Below are 18,081 nucleotides of genomic sequence, written 5' to 3'. Positions count from 1 at the left end.
ATTAATTATTGTTATATTATCTATAGACGCTATCTATAGTTAAAGGAGCAAACGCCATGAACCTGTACTACCTGCAATACTTCCTTGCCGTCGCGCGGCGCGAGAGTTTCTCCCGGGCGGCCCGGGACATGCACGTGACGCAGCCCACGGTGAGCAACGGCGTGCGGGAACTGGAAGAGACGCTGGGCGTGAAGTTGTTCAACCGGGGCAGCCGCCACGTATCGCTGACCATGGAAGGCCGGACGCTGGTCGACTACGCCGTGCGCATCCAGGATCTGGCCGAGGAGGCGGAGAACCGCCTGGCCAGCGGGGACGTACTGCCGGGCGAGGGCTTCGCCTTCGGCGCCACCGACGCCGCGGTGACCTACCTGCTCACCGACATCCTCAAGCGCTACGTGGAACGGTATCCGGAACTGGAACTGTCCGTGCACGTCTCGCCCTCCCATTACCTGGTGGAGGAACTCCTGGCCAACCGGTCGGAATTCGCCCTGATCACCCTGCCGTACGCCCATCCCCGGATCGAGACCATGTCCATCTACCACGATGCCATGCCGCTCGTGGTCGGCGGCGGCCATCCCTTCGCCGGCCGGAAGTCGGTCGCGCTGACGGAGGTGGCGGAACAGCCGCTGATCCTCTTTCACGAGGATTCCGTGTCGCGGCGGATCGTGGACGAACGATTCACCGAGGTGGGCGTGTCGCCGCGCGTCGTCATGGAAATGCGCAGTCCGGAGGCCATGCGGAAACTCGTGGAGGCGGGCGTGGGGATTTCCTTCCTGCCTTCACTGACGGTCCGGGAATCCATCGCGGCCGGCACGCTTCGCGAGGTTGCCGTCGAGGGCTTCGAATTCAGCCGGGATATCGGCGTGGCCTGGCGGCGCGGACGGTACTTCAGCCCCGTGCTGGAAGTGCTGTTGGAGGATATCTTCGAAAGTTACGGCGAGGGCGAGGCCTGGACGGAGCGGCAGAAAAGGGATCAGTCGTAGGCGTTCAGTTCCGCGTCGATGCGGTCTCTGTGACGGGGACCGGTGCCTGTACCTGCGACGACCTGGGCGTCACCGCGGCTTAGCCGTCCGGACCGCCAACGGCGCAGCGTGATGAAGATGACCCCGCCGCCGATGAGGAACATGAGCGGCGTGAAAAGATAGGCCAGACGGTTGAACCCGGCATTGGGCGGGGAGGAAAGGATGCGTTCGCCGTACATGGCCTTGTAATGATCAAGGATCTCCTCTTGCGTCTGCCCGTTGGCGAGCATTTCCCGAAGATCCTCTTTCATCCGTTCCGCGGTACCCGAGTAGTGCTGGCTCAGCGGGGCGCGCCAGCAGCACGGCGCGATCAACAACTCCTCGACGGACGCGGCGATCTGTTCCCGGCCTTCGTCCACGACAGCTTCAACTTGCGCAACGGCCGTGCCGTGGGTTGCCAGAAACACCAGTACCGGAAGTATGAAGAAGAGTGCGGTGCGTCGCATGGATCCTGTCAGGCTGGCTGTAGGTTGAGGTAGCAGTCCTTTACTATTATGATTATAATGTACGCCAATTGGCTCGACTGTCAATTTGATTTGATCTGATTTGATTTGATTTATACAACCAGCTTACGAGACCAGCTTTCGGAATCAGCTCACGGAATCAGCCAACAGAAGCCCGACCTGTTCTGGAAGCCGTTCTGCCCTGCTTCAACTCGTTGACATCCGCACTTAGCCTCACGATTTAGCGCCATTTCTTCAATTTCAGGGCCCGTTCGCTCAGTTATTGGCGTCCATTTCATTCACCCGTCCTTCCGTGGCCGTCATCCTCTCGTTCAGTCTGCCCTGGTGGATTTCGACTGAGGACATTCGTTCCTCCATCCGATCGAACCGCCGGTCAACAGCGTCAAACCGCCGGTCAACGGCATCGAACCGCCGGTCCACTTCGTCGAATCGCCTTTCCACGGCATCAAACCGCACGTCCACGACTTTAATTTTCTCGTCAATCCCGTCGAGAATCCTGGATTCTGTTTCAAGCATGTCGGCCTTGATTTCCCGCCTGCTCCCCCTGGCCTCCCGCCAGAAGAAGATAAAGGCTGTCACCAATACGGCTGGCTGGATCCAGATTGATATGGTTTCCATTTCCATGCTCCTTTTAAATGATCCGATTCCATTGTGATTATTAACGGAATAGTGGAAATGCCGGCCACGATTCTCGCTTTTTCTTTTTATATTCTTGACGTTACCGGTACAGCGCTCCTATTCTGTGGCGCGTTTCGCGGGAAGCGCGGCATATGGCGGACCGTGCATTTTTAGCGTGACCGAGGGACCGTGTAGTCAATCGAAGTCGGCACTTGATATTGCGGGGCCGTGATACGGCTGATTCGGACAGGCCAACGGAGCAATCCAACATGCTTTCACGGGGCGAAGTCAACCGATCGCTTCGATCCTTTATCGTCGTGAGAGGACTCTGGGGCGCCTGGGGCCAGATGGTCGGCACGAATACGGCCGTCTTCGCGGGTTTCGTGCTGTCACTCGGCGCGGACGCGTCGGACATCGCCTTCTACTCCGCGATCGCATCGATCCTCGCGCCGGTGCAGATCATTTCCTCCCTCTTCAGCAAGACCATCGAGAACAAGAAGCGCTGGGTCGTATGGAACGGCGTGCTGGAGGCGCTGTTCCGGGGGCTCATGATCACGATCCCCTTCCTCTTCGTCGAATCGCTGCACCAGCGGATGCTGCTCATCTTCCTGGTCGCCGGGCTGACCGCGGGATACATCTACACGCCCTTCTACTCGAACTGGGTCGCCGGCACCGTCCCGGAGAACATCCGCGCCCGCTTCACGAGCCGCCAGACCATCGTCAACAGCCTGGTGGGCGCCGCGGTGGGCGTCATGACGGGCCGATTCGTGGACTGGTTTCCCGGTGACGAAAAGCTCATGGCCTTCGTGGTGGTCTTCGTTGTGGGGACCCTCTGCGGCGCCGCCGGGCCGTTGTTTCTCAGGCGCACGCCCTACCCGTCCCGTGTCGACGAGACCGAGACCCGGAATCCCCTGCGCCACCTGCTGCAGCCCTTTCGCGACGGGAACTTCCGCCGGCTGGTTACATTCTACGCGTCCTGGCAGTTCGCCCTGGGACTCTCCGGTCCGCTCTTCAGCGTGTTTATGCTCGACCGGCTGGGGTTCGGCTATACCGCCATCTCCCTGCTGAGCGCCCTGGGCACGCTCGCCACTATAGCAGGTTACCGCGCCTGGAGCGTGATCATCGACCGCTTCGGCAGCAAGCCGGTCCTCCAGATCCTCATCATTCCCGGCGCGTTGAACGCCTTTCTGTGGGGGCTGTGCCAGCCCGGCAACCACGCCATGGTCGCCGTCGCCATGTTGCTCTCCGGCCTCATCATGGGCGGCATCAACCTGGCGGTCACGCCCCTGCAGTACGCGCTGCTTCCGAAGGAGAACCAGGACGAGCGGGTCGCCTACATGGCCTCGTGGTCCACGTCGATCAACCTGCTCTACGCCGCCGGTCCGCTCCTGGGCGGCATTCTGGTGGCTTCGCTGGCCGGGGTCCGCTTCACCGTGGCCGGGTTCCTGATCCAGGACATCAATCTCCTGTTCTTCCTGAGCGGGATCATGCGTTTCGTGCCGCTGTTCCTGCTCCGGCCGGTACGCGACGCCCGCTCCATCTCGTCCCAGCAGCTCCTTTCGAACATGTTCCGCGGCAACCTGCTGAGCTACACCTTCAACTACATCGTGTTCAACGTGGCCACGGCCGAAGACCGGCGCGCGCGGGCGGCTTACCGGCTGGGTCGGTCCCGGAATCCCATGGCCATCGACCACCTTGTCCAGGCCCTGTCCGACGCCAGCGGCAAGGTGCGCCGGCAGGCGGCGCGGGCGCTGGGGGAAACCGGCTCGGAGGTGGCGGTGAACTCGCTCATACGGGAACTGGAGAGTCCTTCATCGGACATCCGCAGCGAGGCGGCCGAGGCCCTGGGCCAGCTGAAACACGCCAAAGCGGTGGACCCGCTGGTCGAGGCCCTGGAAGACGAAGATCCCAGGGTGCGGATCAGTGCCATTTCCGGGCTGGGACAGATGGAGGGCGACGACGTGCAGGAACTGCTGTTCTGGCAATTCTCGAACAACGTGGATCCGTTGACCTTCCCCACGCTCGTGGAGGCCCTGAGCCACCGCGAGGACTACCGCATCATCAAGCCGACCTTCGACCGGCTCGGATCCTTCACATCGCCCGCGGTGCGGCTGCAGCTGCTCAACAATATCTGCCACACGCTGGGCGCCGGAGACCGCTTCTACAAGCTGTTGTCCATGGAGGAAAACGAACGCTATGGCGAACTGGAACGCATGATCAAGCGGACCGTTTCCCGGTTTACCGAATCGAAGGCGGTTCCCGAAGACACCCGCCGGAGCGTGGAAAGCCTCTTCGCCCTATTCATCCAGGCCTATGAACGCAACGACGTGCCGGCCATGATGGAACAGGCCCGGTTGCTCGCGGCGCTCATCCGCGACAGCCACCCCGTCGTGGAACAGAGTCCCCTTGACACCCTGTCGGTGTATCTCATTATCATGACCATGAACCACTTCATCGACAGCGATGCCCACCAGGACCTGCCCGGCGCGCAGGAGATCTTCCTGGCGGTGTGCATGAGACGGATCGCCACGCTGGTGAGTTGACCGGCCGGCCCGACGAACCTGAAAGAGATCGGCTATGAACCCTCGTCACGAACAGTTCCACCTGGGCATCGCCGGGGCATGCGGCCGGGGCATGAGCTTCCGCGCCGCCTGCGATGCCCTCCCGCGGGTCCGCGTACACGCCGTGTGCGACGTCGACGCCGGTGCGCTGCCCGCCACCGCCGAGCTGCTCGGCGCCTCGGAGCGGTACACTGACTACGATGAAATGCTCGAACGGTCCGACCTGGACGGCGTGATCATCGCCACGCCCATGCCGCTGCATGCGCCGCAGGCCATCGCCGCACTGGACCGGGGGCTGCACGTATTCAGCGAGGTCCCGGCGGCGGTTTCGGTCGAGGAGTGCCGGGGGATCGTCCGGGCGGCCGGGGCCTCCGGCCGCGTGTACATGATGGGCGAGAACTACACCTACATCCGGGAGAACGTGCTGGTGAAGGCGCTCGTGAAGGCGGGGCATTTCGGCACGCCCTACTATGCCGAGGGGGAGTACCTCCACGAGCTCAAGGGGTACGACGAGCATCGCCTGGCGGCCCGGGGACTGCCGCCCGAGCAGGTCTGGCGCCGCCACTGGCAGTCCGGCATCGACGGCATCACCTACGGGACCCACAGCCTGGGACCCATCCTCCAGTGGTTCGACGACCGCGTGGCGTACGTATCATGCCACGGCAGCGGCCATCACTACCTGGACGCGGAGGGCAGGCCCTACGCCCAGGACACGAGCGTCATGCTCTGCAAGATGGCGGGCGGCGGCCTGGCCAAGATCCGGATGGACCTTACCTCCGACCGCCCTCATGCACTGACCAACTACCAGCTCCAGGGGACCGACGGCTGCTACGAATCGGCCCGGGGCAAGGGACAGCCGTACCGCGTCTGGCTGCGGTCCCGGTGCGCGGACGAAAACACGTGGATGGACCTTCACGAACTGGAGGAGGAGTTCCTGCCCGACTGGATGAGGGCGGCGGCCGCGAAAGGCGCCGGGCACGGCGGGAGCGACTACCATGAACTGGTCGAATTCATCGAAGCTGCGGAAGGCCGGCGCAAACCGTCCATCGGCCTGCACGAGGCCATGGACATGACCCTGCCCGGCCTCGTCAGCCAGCAGTCCATCGCCGAGAACGGCAGTTCGCTGCCCGTGCCGAATTCGCGGGATTGGTAGATTAAAATGTACCTCGCCCTTCCGTCGGCTATACATTGAACATACTCTTTACCTCGCCGTCCCGTCTATACACTGAAGATACTTTAAGCGGTAGGCGCGGACGGCTATACATTGTTTATACGCTAAGTTTATACACTTAACTGCTTGCATCTATCGAGTATTCTGGAGTACGCCTCATGGCCCGTCCCGGCAGTCCGATCGAAGACATCGACACCCCGGCCCTGGTGATCGACCTGGACCTGATGGAAGGCAACATCGCCCGCATGGCGGCGTTCTTCGCCGACAAGGACGCCTACTTGCGGCCCCACACCAAGACGCACAAGACGCCGGTCCTGGCCCACCGGCAGATCGAGGCCGGCGCCCGGGGCGTCACCTGCGCCAAGCTGGGCGAGGCCGAGGTTATGGCGGCGGCGGGCATTCGCGACATCCTCGTGGCCAACCAGGTCGTCGGGCGGGTCAAGATCGACCGGCTCGTCGCCCTCGCGCGCCATTCGGACGTCATCGTCGCCTCGGACCACGAGGAAAACGTCCGGGAGATCTCCGACGCGGCGCTGGCCGCCGGCACCCGGGTGAACATGATCATCGAGGTCGACGTCGGCATGGAGCGCTGCGGCGTGCCGCCCGGCGAACCCGCCTGGCGACTCGCCCAGGCCATCGACAAGCATCCCGGCGTCATCTTTCGCGGGGTGATGGGCTACGAGGGCCACATCATCGGCAACCCGAACGACGAGGAGCGATACGCCGGCTGCCGGGCGTCCATGACCATGCTTACCCAGACGGCCGACTACATACGCGAGCGGGGTCTGGCCGTGGACCTGGTCAGCGGCGGCGGCACGGGGACGTACAAGGTCACCGGGACGTTTCCGGGCGTGAACGAAGTGCAGGCGGGATCCTACATCCTGATGGACGGCACCTACCGGAAACGCATCCCCGAATTCGATTGTTCACTCACCATCTACGCCACCATCGTCAGCCGGCCCGGCGACGAACTCGCCGTCGCCGACGCGGGCCTGAAGACCATGACGAACGACATGGGACTGCAGACCGTCCGCGGCGTGGACGGCGCGTCGATCCTGCGCCAGTCCGAGGAACACGTCAAGATCGAGCTGCCCGGCGCGTCCTGCACGCTCAGGCCGGGCGACAAGTTCCACATCGTCCCGAGCCACTGCTGCACGACCATCAACCTCCACGACCGGTTCTACGGCGTGCGCGGCGGTACGGTTGAGTCCGTGTGGGACATCGCGGCGCGCGGTAAACTACAGTAGGAGTACCCATGGATCCCCGATACCTCGTAGCCAACGTCGACGAGATACCCAGTCCCTCCATGCTTGTCTACCGGGAGCGGCTCAAGGAAAACATCGACCGGACCCTGGAGATCGCGGGCGGCCCCGAACGCCTCCGTCCCCACATAAAGACCCACAAGATGCGGGCCGTCATCGAGATGCAGCGCGCGGCCGGGATCGGCAAGTTCAAGTGCGCCACGATATACGAGGCGCGGATGCTGGCGGAGATGGGCGTGGAGGACGTCTTCGTCGCCTACCAGATGATCGGGCCCAACATCGGACGCCTGGTCGAGCTGGCCGGCCGTTATCCCGAGGCGACTTTCCGCAGCATGGTGGACGATGCGGGCGCGGCAGAGGCGCTGTCGGCGGCGGCGGCCGGCTCCGGCGTGACCATCGACGTGCTGCTGGACTTCGACGTGGGCCAGCACCGCACCGGGATCGAGGCCGGCCCGGAAGCGCTCGAACTCTACGCGCTGCTCGACCGCCTGCCCGGCATCACACCCGGCGGATTGCACGGCTACGACGGCCATAACCACCAGGTGGACATCGAAGAACGCCGGCTGGCCTGCGGCGGCGCACTGGACCAGGTGCGGGCGTTCCAGGCCCGGCTGGAGTCCCGGGGACTGCCCGTGCCGAGGCGCGTCATGGGCGGTTCTATATCCTTCCCGTGCTATGCCCCGGCCGAAGACGTGGAGCCCTCGCCCGGCACCTCGGTATTCTGGGACTGGGGGTACGGCAGCCGCTTTCCCGACCTGCCCTTCGAAGCCGCGGCCCTGCTCCTCAGCCGCATCATCAGCATTCCCACGGCGACGCGCGTGACCCTCGACCTGGGCAACAAGTCCATCGCTTCGGACCCGGCCGGACAGCGCGGCATCCCCTGGAACCTCCCCGGTGCCGAACCCGGCCAGCACAACGAGGAACACTGGGTCATGGACAGCGTGGACAGCTCCGGCCTGTCGGTCGGCGATCCCATCTACGTCTTCCCAACCCACGTATGCCCCTGCTCCGCACTGCATCGCCAGGTGTACGTAATCGACGGCGACGGCCGCTGCCGGGAGCAGTGGACGGTCGACGCGCGGGACCGGGAATAGGGCCCGCGATTTCCCTGCCTTTCCCGCGCTCCGGCGACCTGGATTTTCCTGGCGGTACCCCTCCTGGATTGTGTGACGATCCTGTTACAATTTCAAACTTTGCTATTGACGAAGTGACGTAAATACATTATCTTAAACTGTTCGCGCTTTCCGCGGAAACCGGGTCGATTTCCATTGGAATCGTCCCGGTGAAATGGGTTGTTTTAAGGCACGTCGACAAGGCGCTTGCATGTCGTTTGAGCAGATCCTCAAAGAGCAGGACGGCGGGGTGGTCATGATCACGATCGACCATCCTCCCCTGAACGTGCTCAGCGCCCAGGTCGGACGCGAACTCGGTGAAGCGCTCGACCAGATTGACGACGACCCGGCTGCTTCCGTGGTGATTCTCACGGGGAGCGGCGATCGGGCCTTTGCCGCCGGAGCCGACATCCGTGAACTGCAGCGGCTGTCGGGTTCGGACGCCGAGGAAATGACCCATCGCTGGCATCGCCTCTTCCGGCGGATCGAAGGTTTCAGATTGCCGGTCATTGCCGCCGTGAACGGAGTGGCGCTGGGAGGCGGATGCGAACTGGCCATGGCGTGCGATCTGCGGTACGCCTCGGAGAAAGCCCGGTTCGGCCAGCCGGAAATCAACCTCGGCCTGGTCCCGGGATGGGGCGGCACGCAGCGGTTGCCGCGACTCATCGGCCGGGGACGGGCCCTCGAGTTGATGATGACGGGCGATATGTTCGATGCCGCCGAGGCCCATCGCCTCGGGCTCGTCAATCGCGTTACGGAGCCGGAGGACTTGATGGAGACGGTCGGGGAACTGGCCGGGCGCATGGCCGCCAAGGGCGGCGTGGCGCTGGCTTCCATCAAGACCTGCGTCAACGAAGGGCTGGACCAGGGGCTGGACGAAGCCCTGGCGCTGGAGGCCCGAGAATTCGGAGCGGTGAGCTCCACAGAGGACAAGGCGGAAGGCATCGCGGCGTTTCTCGAGAAACGTCCCGCGGCATTCCGGGGTCGCTGAGTCGAGGCGTGCGCACTCATTAAGCGACCTGGATTTCATCGGTAACCATGGGCACGCGGCAGGAAGAGAGCGATCGTATGCAGCTACTGGGACCCACCGAGGGCGAATACATTCAGGTAACAGGCGAATTCGAAAAGCGTGAAGCCATCGAGTTCTGCGTTCAGGATCTGAACAGCAAGAACATGGAATTCGGCGTCTGCGAGCAGGACGGCAAGTTCTTCGTAGCCCGGGTCATCGTGCCCGACGAAGAGATCGATACCCGCTCCAAGATCGTCACGGTGCGCAGCGACCGGGTGGACATACACGGGAATCCCCGCGGGATCATCCGCAAGGGGGTCTACAACTTCGTGGAATGGTACGCGGACGGAGAAGTCACCGCCCAGGAAGCCGCCGTCTGATTCACGGGCCGGTCTGACCCGACCCGGCGGCACCCGCTCACTTTTCAGGGGCCGCCCCTGCGAGTCGGCATCCGTACAAAGACCTACCCGGCCCGGATGTGCCTGGACTGCCTGGACTGCCTGGACAGGCCTGTGCCTGACCGGGTCGCACGCATACAAAATGCCGTACTGAGTGCATCCCACTCGACGAAACCATGGAAGCTATCGGCCAGCCTTCCATGGTTTTTTGATATTACCCGGTTTCCTTCGGCGAACACGAACACGGCGACCACGAACACGACTTGCGTGAGCATGCCCTCGGCGACCACGACTTCCTCAATCACGGCTTGACCCATGGCGCTCGTATCCTTCCACAAAGTCACGAAACACTATGGCGCGCAGTGTGTCCTCCAGGGCATCAGCTGGGGCATCGACCCCGGCCAGCACGTGGGCCTGATCGGTTCCAACGGGACCGGCAAGACGACCATGCTGCAGCTCATCACCGGCGACCTGTCGCCGGACGAAGGTGAGATCTCCCGCCGGCGGGACCTCCGGACCGGCTACCTGACCCAGGACGCGCACCTGACAGCCACCAACTCGGTCCTGGACGAGGCGCTGAGCAGCTTCGAGCGCATTCATGAACTGGAAAAGCAGCTGCGCGAGGCCGAAGCGGCGCTGGAGAAAGCGAAGGGCGACGCCGAGGAAACCGAGCGCCGGCTGGGGCTGTACGGCCGGCTGACCGAGGAGTTCGAACGGGCCGGTGGCTACACCTACCCGCACCGCGCAAAGACCGTGCTCCACGGCCTGGGTTTCAAAGAGGAGGATCTGCCCCTGCCGGTCAACGTGCTCAGCGGCGGGCAGAAGACGCGCCTGCGCCTGGGCAAGCTGCTGCTGGGGGACGCGGACCTGCTGCTGCTGGACGAGCCGGAAAGCCACCTGGACGTAGCCGCGACGGAGTGGCTGGAGGATTACATCTCCGATCACCCGGCGGCCATCCTGCTCGTTTCCCACGACCGCTACTTCCTCGACCGGACAGTGAACCGGATCGCCGAACTGGAAGACCTGGGGCTGCAGAACTTCCCGGGCAACTACACCCGTGCCATGGAGGTCAAGGCCGAACGCCTCAAGGCGCGGCAGCGCGCGTATGACCAGCAGCAGGCCTTCATCAAGGAGCGGGAAGAATTCATACGCCGGACCATCGAGGGCGTCAAGACCAAGCAGGCCCAGGGAAGGCGGAGCCATCTGGCGCGCCTGAACCGCCTCGAAAAGCCGCGGACGAAGCACCGGTCGGCCTCTCTGAACTTCGGGACGATGAAGCGCAGCGGCCGGGACGTGCTCGCCCTCGATGACCTATCCAAGAGCTACGGCACGCGGACATTGTTCTCGGAATTGCATTTCACCCAGCACCTGGGCGACCGCGTGGGCCTGATCGGGTACAACGGCGCGGGCAAGACCACGCTGCTCCGCATGATCGTGGGCCAGGAGACGCCTACGTCCGGGCGCATCCGCCTGGGCACGGGCGTGGACATCGGCTACTACGACCAGGAACGGGCCAGCCTGACGGGCGAGCGGTCCGTGCTGAACGAACTCTGGTCGGTCAGGCCGGCCCTGAATGAGGGCACGGTGCGCAACCTCCTCGGCCGTTTCCTCTTCCGCGGAGACGACGTCTTCAAGCAGGTGAACCTGCTGAGTGGAGGGGAGCAGGGGCGCCTGGCGCTGGCCAAGTTGATCCTGGAGGAACCGAACTTCCTGGTCCTCGACGAACCGACCAACCACCTCGACATCCTCTCCAGGCAGGCCCTCGAGCAGGCCCTTGCCGACTACCCCGGCACGCTCATGGTGGCGTCCCACGACCGGTATTTCCTCGACCAGATGGTCGGCGCGCTGTTGATCTTCGAACAGGACGGCGTCCGCCACTGGGAAGGCACCTACTCGGAGTACCGGGCTTACAAGGAGGAGCAGCGCCTCGAAGCCGCGCGGTCGAAGGAGAAGAAGCCACGCCGCAGGGCCGGAACGGCTGGCGATAGTGCCGGAACGGCTGGCGGGACGACGGGCGGGGCGGGCGGGACGGCCTACGATCCCCGGAAAAAGGAACGCAAGGAGCAGCGGATGATGGCCGAAGCGCTGGAGGAGGCCATTCGGAAGAAGGAGGCGGAGATCGCCCGACTCGAGGGCGACCTCGGCGAGGAAGGGACCTTCTCCGACCGGGAGCAGGTCGAACGGGTCGGCAGCGCCTACGCACGCGCCCGGCAGGAACTGGAGAATCTCTACCTGGAGTGGGAGGTCGTCGCCATGGAACTGGAAGACTAGGATCGGAGGAAACTTGTACGACGCCGTCATCATCGGAGCCGGACCGGCCGGACTCGCCGCGGCCTACGCCGCCAGGCAGGTCGGATTGGACTACGTGGTCGTGGAGCGCCAGTGCATCGTCCACACCATCTACCAGTTCCCCACGGGCCTGATCTTCTACTCGACCCCGGAACTCATCTCGCTGGGCGACGTGCCCATGATCGTCCAGGGGCTCAAGCCCACCCGGGAAGAGGCGCTGAACTACTACCTGAAATTCGTCGAGTCCCAGGGACTCAAGGTGAACACCTACGAGGAGGTCACCCGCATCTCGGGTCAGGACGGAGACTTCGAGATCGAATCGGTCTCGCAGCGAGAGGGCGACCGCCACTACCGCACCCGGAAGGTCATCCTGGCCACCGGCGCCTTCGACAGCGCCAACCGGATCGGCGTGCCGGGCGAGGAACTGCCCAAGGTCTTCCACTACTTCAAGGAGGGCCACCCCTACTTCGACCGGGACGTCCTCGTCGTGGGCGGCAAGAGCTCGGCCGTGGAGACGGCCCTGACCCTCTACCGCGCCGGCGCGCGGGTGACCATGTCCTACCGCCGCGGCGCGTTCCGGGGCATTAAGTACTGGGTCCTGCCCGACCTGGAGAACCGCATCGCCGAGGGATCGATCACGGCCATCATGGACTCCACGCTGAAGGAGATCCGGCAGACCGAGGTCGTCCTGGACGTGTCGGGCTCGAAGCGCGTGATCCCGAACGACTTCGTATTCTGCATGACGGGCCACGGCCCCGACGTGCCCTTTCTCAGCGGCACAGGCGTCGTAGTCCTGCCCGAAGACAACATTCCGGTCCACGACCCCGACACCTTCGAATCCAACGTGCCCGGTATCTACATCATCGGCGTCATCACCGCCGGCAACGTAAGCAGCGACATCTTCATCGAAAATAGCCGCTTGCATGGACCGAAGGTGGTGGAGCATATTCTGGCGCAGGACGGGGTTAAGTAGTGAGTGTAAGACTGTATTTCAATGAGCACTGTCCCGACTGCGCGCGAAAGGCGGCACGCACGGGTCGCATGGACTGGCTGGACCGGGTCGAGCTGCGGACCGACCGGTCGCCGATTGGAGAAGTTCCCGCAGGCGAAATCGTCGTGGTCGAAAACAGAACGGACCGGACTTTCACCGGGATCTATGCGGCTCGCAAAGTGTGCTTGCAGGTTCCCCTGTTGGTTCCTTTCGGACTGCTGCTGTACCTGCCGCCCGTCCTGAAGATCGCGGGACGAAGAAAAATGGGATGCAACGGCGACGCATGCAAGATTTGAGACGAATGTTTCACTGTCCGCGGTGTGCCATGCCGCGGGTGGCGACCTTCCGTACGTGGCGACATTTCATCAGGTTGCTCAGTTGCTACACGCCAATGCCCTTGTCGTTGAAGAGGTGAATCCATGAACGTAAACAAACCCACTTCCAATCCCCTCGTCGGCGTGGTTATGGGCAGCAAGTCCGACTGGGACACCATGCGGAACGTCCAGGAGGTGCTCGAGCAGTTTGGCGTGCCCCACGAATGCCGGATCGTCTCGGCCCACCGCACGCCCGTCTGGCTGGCCGAGTACGCGGCCGAGGCCGAGGGACGAGGCCTCGAAGTCATCATCGCAGGCGCCGGCGGCGCAGCCCACCTGCCCGGCATGATGGCTGCCCAGACGCTCCTTCCCGTACTCGGCGTGCCTGTAGAAAGCAAGGCGCTCAATGGGATGGACTCCCTGCTCTCCATCGTCCAGATGCCCCGCGGCATCCCCGTGGGCACCCTGGCCATCGGCCAGTCCGGCGCCGTGAACGCGGGCCTGCTCGCCGTGGCCATCCTGGCCAACTCGCGGCCGGACCTGCGGGAGAAACTGAGGAAGTATCGGGAGGATCAGACCGGGAAGGTCATGGGGGACGAGCTGACGTGAGTGGAACACACGAACTGGCCGTCGCGAGCGCTATAAACGACCGGACCGTAACGGACGGCTCCGCGACATGAACGACCCAATCCTTCCAGGATCGACCATCGGTATCCTCGGAAGCGGCCAACTCGGCCGCATGATCGCCATCGCCGCCCGGCGCATGGGCTATCGCATCCACACCCTCTCACCAGAATCCGACTCGCCTACCGGTCACGTCGCAGACCGCGAAGTCGTGGCCGCCTATGACGATGTGGAAGCTGTGAAGCGCTTCGCCGCCGATGTGGACGTCATCACCCTTGAGTTCGAGAACATATCCGCCGAATGCGTCGACGCCGCATCGCCCATCGCACCGGTTCGCCCCAAAGGCAGCGTACTCCACACGACGCAGAACCGCCTGCGGGAGAAGACTTTTTTGGCGGAGCACGGGTTTCCGGTCGCGCCGTTTCGTCACGTCAAGTCGGGGAAGGAACTGGCAGCGGCCGTCGAGGAAATCGGTACGCCCGCCGTGCTCAAGACGGCCGGTTTCGGATATGACGGAAAGGGTCAGGTAAAGATCGATTCGGCTGACGACGTGGGCGACGCTTGGACGACCATGGCGGGGCAGGAAGCGGTGCTAGAAGCGTTTATCGATTTCGAACTCGAACTGTCCGTGGTCGCCGCGAGAGGATTGAACGCCGATTTCGCCCACTACGGTGCCGTCGAGAACAAGCACAGTCGCCACATACTTGACGTTACGACCGCTCCAGCCGACGTGTCCGGCGCGGTAAACGTCACCGCCGTGAACCTCACGCGGAAGGTATTCGAAGCCCTCGACGTCGTCGGGGTCGCCTGCGTCGAGTACTTTCTCGACCGCACCGGGAACCTCATCATCAACGAGATCGCGCCCCGCGTCCACAACTCGGGTCACTTCACCTTCGACGCCTGCGTTACCAGCCAGTTCGAGCAACAGGTCCGAGCCGTTTGCGGCCTGCCCCTCGGATCGACCGAGCAGCCCCGGCCCGCGGCCATGGCCAACTTGCTGGGAGATCTGTGGGCGAATGGCGAGCCCGACTGGGCGGCGGTCCTGGCCATTCCGGAGATCAAATTACATCTATACGGGAAACAGGAAGCCCGGCCAGGCAGAAAGATGGGGCACTTGACAGCTATGGCGGACACGCGGGAGCAGGCGGTGGAAAGGGTGGTGGAGGCGAGGAGGGGGTTGGGCGGATAATAAACCAGCATTTGGCAAGTAATCACCAACTCAGATATCGATTCTTGACAGTCCTATACAAATCTCTGATGTAATAGTTAGATTGACACTATGAAATTCGCTTTTAGCTAAGGGAGTACGAATGAAACTGCGTCAGTGGCTCCCATTAATAATGGTTGTATTACCCATCGGGTGTGCGACGATTATGCATGGAAAGACTCAATCTGTTGGGGTATCGAGTGTGCCTGAAGGTGCTACAGTTTCGGTAAACAACCAACACTTGGGGATTACGCCACTGTTTATTGAAATGAAACGTAAAGATCAGCATGTAGTAAACATATCTCTAGATGGTTACCACACAGCAAGACTTACGTTTCAACGTAAAGTAAGTGGCTGGATGTGGGGAAACATCATTTTCGGTGCAGCTATCGGGCTAGCTGTTGATGCGATCACTGGCGGGCTCTACAAATTTGAACCTGCACAGTTAAGTGCCACTTTGGTTAGTCAGTCATCCACCGTTAATAGATCAGACGAAGGTATTTACATTGTTACAGTATTAATCCCGAATATTGACTGGGTGAAAATAGGTCAACTGGAAATTAAGTAGAATCACATTGGTTCTTCACTTGTATTGCAGAACCTATAAGGGGGGTGTCAGGCTTGTGACACCCTCTTTTAACAGATGGTGGGCTAAAACAGGGATTGATCCTTCAAGCCACTAGAACTTTACTGCAAAACCAACACGCACATCGCAGGCTGTGTGGTTATTAAAACGGACATCGATCGAAGGGTAAAACCGAAGATTTCCGAGCGTTGGGGTGGCAATCTGCTGCCATTCGTCTTTTCTAATCAACGCGCCTATAATAAAACCGCTCAATCCGAGACCAGTACCCCAGATCGAAGCAGCCAATCTTCCATCAGCCCAGCCGTTTACGTCACATAAACCATCGGATTTCACTCCTTGTTCACAAGAGCCATCCACAATCAAACCCGCAATAATGCCTGCCGAGACGCCCACACCTGCTCCGATCAGCAATCCTTCTTTCTTGTAGGACCGCGTCCTCATAAATCGCTCAAGTAGTACGATATCGGCATGTGGTACCAAGTGTGAACCATCATTCCGTAAATCGAGATCGATACCAGTGGAATCAATTGCTGTCACGTACCCATCAAAACGTCCCTCTGTGGTCGTGACCCTTAGCCGGTCTCCCACGATCTGTGCCGTCGAAATGGGCTGTATGATGAGTATCAACAGGCCGAACAGGACTCGGCAAATGTGCATCACTCGAACCTCTCTTACTTCAGACGGGTACTTCGGAATCACATATCTCGGTAGTCTTTTGTAGTTACAGACATTGGAGACATCAAAGCCATAAGCGTGCTATCGGTTGAATGCTGTGCCGCAAGACAAACACTAGAACGACATAGCCAGACCGATACCTACCCAGGCCGATTGATAGGCAAATTGGACTTCTATTGTAGGGTAAAACTGAAGACTTCCGACTGTTGGGACGGAAGTCTGCTGCCAGACATTCCTCCTGATCAGCACGCCGACCATATACCCGGTTATCGCAAGGCTGGAACCGCCAATCGAAGCAGCCAGCTTTCCATCGATCCAGGGTTTTCCTTCACAGGAATCATCAGATACCGTACCCTGGTCACAGGAGTTATCTGCGATTTGACTTAACACAATGCCTGCCGCGATCCCGATGCCCCCGCCAACAAGGAAACCTACTGCCCTGTATGACTGTGTACCCACGTGACGCTCAAGCAATTCGATTTCGCCATGGCGAATCCGCAGATGATGACCATCTCGCTGACTCAAGCTAAAGCCGGTTGAGTCATGGGCCGATAGGTAACCATCATAACGAGCATACGGCGTAGTGACGCGAAGCCTGTCTCCCACACTCTGTGCCTCAGTAAACGACGGATAACCCACAGAAAGCAGTAAAATGAATACGGTTTTCGGTATCCTTCTCACACCATCCCCCGCAAAGTCTCAACCGCCCAGTCCAAATACTCGTCCTGAGTCAGATCTCCCTCGACCAGGTCCGGCCGGTGACCGCCCCACTCCGTTGCCAGTACCAACGTCTCGCCGATATCCCATAGCGTCCAGGCGTTCGCGAAGACCGGCAGGCAGTCCAGTTCCGCCTTGGTTAATGGACGTACCCGGTTGTATCCTTCCAGGAAGCAACGCCAGATTTCGTCCGTCAAATGATCCGGCACCGTCTCGATGATGTTATACTTGAAGGTCGCCACGTCATACGCCCGCCAGCCGAAGGCACACTGGTCGAAATCCAGGATGCAGTATCCGTTGTCGGGATGATACAGGATGTTTCCGACGTGCAGATCGGCATGGATGAGACCGTAGATGTCCTTACCCTTGCCCAGCGCGTTGATCTGTCGGCGCATGTGATCGGCGTAATCTTTGAAGAAAGACAGGTCCTCGCCGCGCCGCTCCTTCAGGATGGATTCCAGCGTCTGCAGCGGACCGTCCAGCAGGTATTGCAGATCGAAATGGTGACGGCAATATGGTTTCTGAAACTGGTCCGCCCGCTGGTGCATCTCGGCCACGGAAGCACCAAATGAGATTACGACAGGTTCTTTCACCTCAGGATACCAGGTTACATGTTCCTCTCCCTCAAAGAAGCGAAACAGGGCGCCGCAGGTCCCGTCGCTCCATGGTCCGGAAGAAGGACCGGATGGATTATCGGTCGCAGAGCCCATTACACTCAGCCGTTGGCCATCCAGCCGCCTGACCGGTTCGGGTACGGCCAGGTTGTATTCCCCCAGGTAATCCAGCAGGTCGAGCTCGTAACGGTAGGCCTCGGGATTGCGGACGTAGAAAGTGTGGTCAGTATAGATCCGGTAGACGTATCGCTGATCCTGCGAGGTGACGAGAAAGTTCCTGTTGGCCCCGGGCTCCAGTTCGCGTACGTCGACGGGTGGAGCCAGGCCATAGTGCTCCACTAGGAAAGTGGCGACTGCGGCACAGGACTGCCCCGTTGATCCGGCAGATGCGGAAGAGTCGAAAGTATTGTTCATGATGGGTGCAGATATTAGTCTGCAAACTTGACC

At 61.4% G+C, this 18,081-nt stretch carries 19 protein-coding genes; 13 read left to right on the top strand and 6 right to left on the bottom strand.

Annotated elements, in window-relative coordinates:
- Positions 1 to 56 precede the first annotated feature (56 nt).
- Positions 57 to 983, top strand: coding sequence for a LysR family transcriptional regulator (locus F4Y38_07445; protein ID MXY49124.1), 927 nt, complete (start codon positions 57 to 59; stop codon positions 981 to 983).
- Here F4Y38_07445 and F4Y38_07440 read toward each other — a convergent pair.
- Together F4Y38_07440 and F4Y38_07435 are read right to left on the bottom strand one after the other, a co-directional pair.
- Positions 974 to 1,468 carry a cytochrome c-type biogenesis protein CcmH gene (locus F4Y38_07440; GenBank protein MXY49123.1) on the bottom strand — a complete coding sequence of 165 codons (495 nt, stop codon included), beginning with the start codon at positions 1,466 to 1,468 and terminating at the stop codon, positions 974 to 976. The genes F4Y38_07445 and F4Y38_07440 overlap by 10 nt on opposite strands.
- A gap of 273 nt (positions 1,469 to 1,741) precedes the next feature.
- The gene (locus F4Y38_07435) at positions 1,742 to 2,104 is read right to left on the bottom strand and encodes a hypothetical protein (GenBank protein MXY49122.1); all 363 of its coding nucleotides are present in this window, start codon (positions 2,102 to 2,104) and stop codon (positions 1,742 to 1,744) included.
- 269 nt (positions 2,105 to 2,373) lie between these two features.
- Between F4Y38_07435 and F4Y38_07430 the strand changes: the two genes are divergently transcribed.
- From F4Y38_07430 to F4Y38_07405, 6 genes are all read left to right on the top strand, one after another.
- On the top strand, positions 2,374 to 4,647 hold the full coding sequence (locus F4Y38_07430; GenBank protein ID MXY49121.1) for an MFS transporter: 2,274 nt from the start codon (positions 2,374 to 2,376) through the stop codon (positions 4,645 to 4,647).
- Between the two features lie 34 nt (positions 4,648 to 4,681).
- The gene (locus F4Y38_07425; GenBank protein ID MXY49120.1) at positions 4,682 to 5,818 is read left to right on the top strand and encodes a Gfo/Idh/MocA family oxidoreductase; all 1,137 of its coding nucleotides are present in this window, start codon (positions 4,682 to 4,684) and stop codon (positions 5,816 to 5,818) included.
- 176 nt (positions 5,819 to 5,994) lie between these two features.
- Complete coding sequence (locus F4Y38_07420; protein MXY49119.1) at positions 5,995 to 7,083, top strand: DSD1 family PLP-dependent enzyme; 1,089 nt, start codon at positions 5,995 to 5,997, stop codon at positions 7,081 to 7,083.
- A gap of 8 nt (positions 7,084 to 7,091) precedes the next feature.
- Positions 7,092 to 8,192 carry a D-TA family PLP-dependent enzyme gene (locus F4Y38_07415; GenBank protein ID MXY49118.1) on the top strand — a complete coding sequence of 367 codons (1,101 nt, stop codon included), beginning with the start codon at positions 7,092 to 7,094 and terminating at the stop codon, positions 8,190 to 8,192.
- A 229-nt stretch (positions 8,193 to 8,421) separates the two neighbouring features.
- A complete protein-coding gene (locus F4Y38_07410; GenBank protein MXY49117.1) occupies positions 8,422 to 9,201 on the top strand; it encodes a hypothetical protein in 780 nt (259 codons plus the stop codon).
- Positions 9,202 to 9,278: 77 nt separating this feature from the next.
- Positions 9,279 to 9,599: a hypothetical protein gene (locus F4Y38_07405; protein MXY49116.1), complete on the top strand. Its 321-nt coding sequence runs from the start codon at positions 9,279 to 9,281 to the stop codon at positions 9,597 to 9,599.
- An 83-nt stretch (positions 9,600 to 9,682) separates the two neighbouring features.
- Here the strand turns inward: F4Y38_07405 and F4Y38_07400 are convergent, their stop codons facing one another.
- Positions 9,683 to 9,934 (bottom strand): hypothetical protein, encoded by a 252-nt coding sequence (locus F4Y38_07400; GenBank protein MXY49115.1) that lies wholly within the window; start codon positions 9,932 to 9,934, stop codon positions 9,683 to 9,685.
- Between F4Y38_07400 and F4Y38_07395 the strand changes: the two genes are divergently transcribed.
- The 6 genes from F4Y38_07395 (at position 9,933) to F4Y38_07370 (ending at position 15,610) form a co-directional block, all read left to right on the top strand.
- Positions 9,933 to 11,888, top strand: a complete 1,956-nt coding sequence (locus F4Y38_07395; GenBank protein MXY49114.1) for an ABC-F family ATP-binding cassette domain-containing protein — start codon at positions 9,933 to 9,935, stop codon at positions 11,886 to 11,888. The genes F4Y38_07400 and F4Y38_07395 overlap by 2 nt on opposite strands.
- Entirely contained in the window at positions 11,842 to 12,879 is a 1,038-nt protein-coding gene (gene ypdA, locus F4Y38_07390; protein MXY49113.1) for a YpdA family putative bacillithiol disulfide reductase, read from the top strand. The genes F4Y38_07395 and ypdA overlap by 47 nt, the downstream gene beginning before the upstream one ends.
- A complete protein-coding gene (locus F4Y38_07385; protein MXY49112.1) occupies positions 12,879 to 13,193 on the top strand; it encodes a hypothetical protein in 315 nt (104 codons plus the stop codon). Before ypdA ends, F4Y38_07385 begins: the two co-directional genes overlap by 1 nt.
- A 123-nt stretch (positions 13,194 to 13,316) precedes the next feature.
- Positions 13,317 to 13,820, top strand: a complete 504-nt coding sequence (gene purE / locus F4Y38_07380; GenBank protein ID MXY49111.1) for a 5-(carboxyamino)imidazole ribonucleotide mutase — start codon at positions 13,317 to 13,319, stop codon at positions 13,818 to 13,820.
- Positions 13,821 to 13,887: 67 nt separating this feature from the next.
- Positions 13,888 to 15,024 carry a 5-(carboxyamino)imidazole ribonucleotide synthase gene (locus F4Y38_07375; GenBank protein ID MXY49110.1) on the top strand — a complete coding sequence of 379 codons (1,137 nt, stop codon included), beginning with the start codon at positions 13,888 to 13,890 and terminating at the stop codon, positions 15,022 to 15,024.
- A 121-nt stretch (positions 15,025 to 15,145) separates the two neighbouring features.
- Positions 15,146 to 15,610 carry a PEGA domain-containing protein gene (locus F4Y38_07370; GenBank protein MXY49109.1) on the top strand — a complete coding sequence of 155 codons (465 nt, stop codon included), beginning with the start codon at positions 15,146 to 15,148 and terminating at the stop codon, positions 15,608 to 15,610.
- Between the two features lie 111 nt (positions 15,611 to 15,721).
- Here F4Y38_07370 and F4Y38_07365 read toward each other — a convergent pair whose 3' ends face one another.
- From F4Y38_07365 to F4Y38_07355, 3 genes are all read right to left on the bottom strand, one after another.
- Entirely contained in the window at positions 15,722 to 16,165 is a 444-nt protein-coding gene (locus tag F4Y38_07365; protein MXY49108.1) for a hypothetical protein, read from the bottom strand.
- A gap of 252 nt (positions 16,166 to 16,417) precedes the next feature.
- Positions 16,418 to 16,984 (bottom strand): hypothetical protein, encoded by a 567-nt coding sequence (locus F4Y38_07360; GenBank protein ID MXY49107.1) that lies wholly within the window; start codon positions 16,982 to 16,984, stop codon positions 16,418 to 16,420.
- Positions 16,981 to 18,048, bottom strand: coding sequence for a phosphotransferase (locus F4Y38_07355; protein MXY49106.1), 1,068 nt, complete (start codon positions 18,046 to 18,048; stop codon positions 16,981 to 16,983). The genes F4Y38_07360 and F4Y38_07355 overlap by 4 nt, the downstream gene beginning before the upstream one ends.
- Between the last annotated feature and the right edge of the window lie 33 nt (positions 18,049 to 18,081).

It is taken from the genome of Gemmatimonadota bacterium (assembly GCA_009838645.1).
Classification (GTDB): domain Bacteria; phylum JAAXHH01; class JAAXHH01; order JAAXHH01; family JAAXHH01; genus JAAXHH01.
Note: the sequence above shows the minus strand (reverse complement) of the source record. Positions and strands in the feature narration are given on the sequence as shown.

Bases quoted from the DNA above. Each gene is read 5' to 3' on its own strand.
- F4Y38_07435 (MXY49122.1), bottom strand. From the start codon at position 2,104: ATGGAAACCATATCAATCTGGATCCAGCCAGCCGTATTGGTGACAGCC.
- F4Y38_07410 (MXY49117.1), top strand. From the start codon at position 8,422: ATGTCGTTTGAGCAGATCCTCAAAGAGCAGGACGGCGGGGTGGTCATG.
- F4Y38_07440 (MXY49123.1), bottom strand. From the start codon at position 1,468: ATGCGACGCACCGCACTCTTCTTCATACTTCCGGTACTGGTGTTTCTG.
- purE (MXY49111.1), top strand. From the start codon at position 13,317: ATGAACGTAAACAAACCCACTTCCAATCCCCTCGTCGGCGTGGTTATG.
- F4Y38_07375 (MXY49110.1), top strand. From the start codon at position 13,888: ATGAACGACCCAATCCTTCCAGGATCGACCATCGGTATCCTCGGAAGC.
- F4Y38_07415 (MXY49118.1), top strand. From the start codon at position 7,092: ATGGATCCCCGATACCTCGTAGCCAACGTCGACGAGATACCCAGTCCC.
- F4Y38_07445 (MXY49124.1), top strand. From the start codon at position 57: ATGAACCTGTACTACCTGCAATACTTCCTTGCCGTCGCGCGGCGCGAG.
- F4Y38_07395 (MXY49114.1), top strand. From the start codon at position 9,933: ATGGCGCTCGTATCCTTCCACAAAGTCACGAAACACTATGGCGCGCAG.
- F4Y38_07420 (MXY49119.1), top strand. From the start codon at position 5,995: ATGGCCCGTCCCGGCAGTCCGATCGAAGACATCGACACCCCGGCCCTG.
- F4Y38_07400 (MXY49115.1), bottom strand. From the start codon at position 9,934: ATGGGTCAAGCCGTGATTGAGGAAGTCGTGGTCGCCGAGGGCATGCTC.
- F4Y38_07430 (MXY49121.1), top strand. From the start codon at position 2,374: ATGCTTTCACGGGGCGAAGTCAACCGATCGCTTCGATCCTTTATCGTC.
- F4Y38_07405 (MXY49116.1), top strand. From the start codon at position 9,279: ATGCAGCTACTGGGACCCACCGAGGGCGAATACATTCAGGTAACAGGC.
- F4Y38_07355 (MXY49106.1), bottom strand. From the start codon at position 18,048: ATGAACAATACTTTCGACTCTTCCGCATCTGCCGGATCAACGGGGCAG.
- F4Y38_07425 (MXY49120.1), top strand. From the start codon at position 4,682: ATGAACCCTCGTCACGAACAGTTCCACCTGGGCATCGCCGGGGCATGC.
- F4Y38_07370 (MXY49109.1), top strand. From the start codon at position 15,146: ATGAAACTGCGTCAGTGGCTCCCATTAATAATGGTTGTATTACCCATC.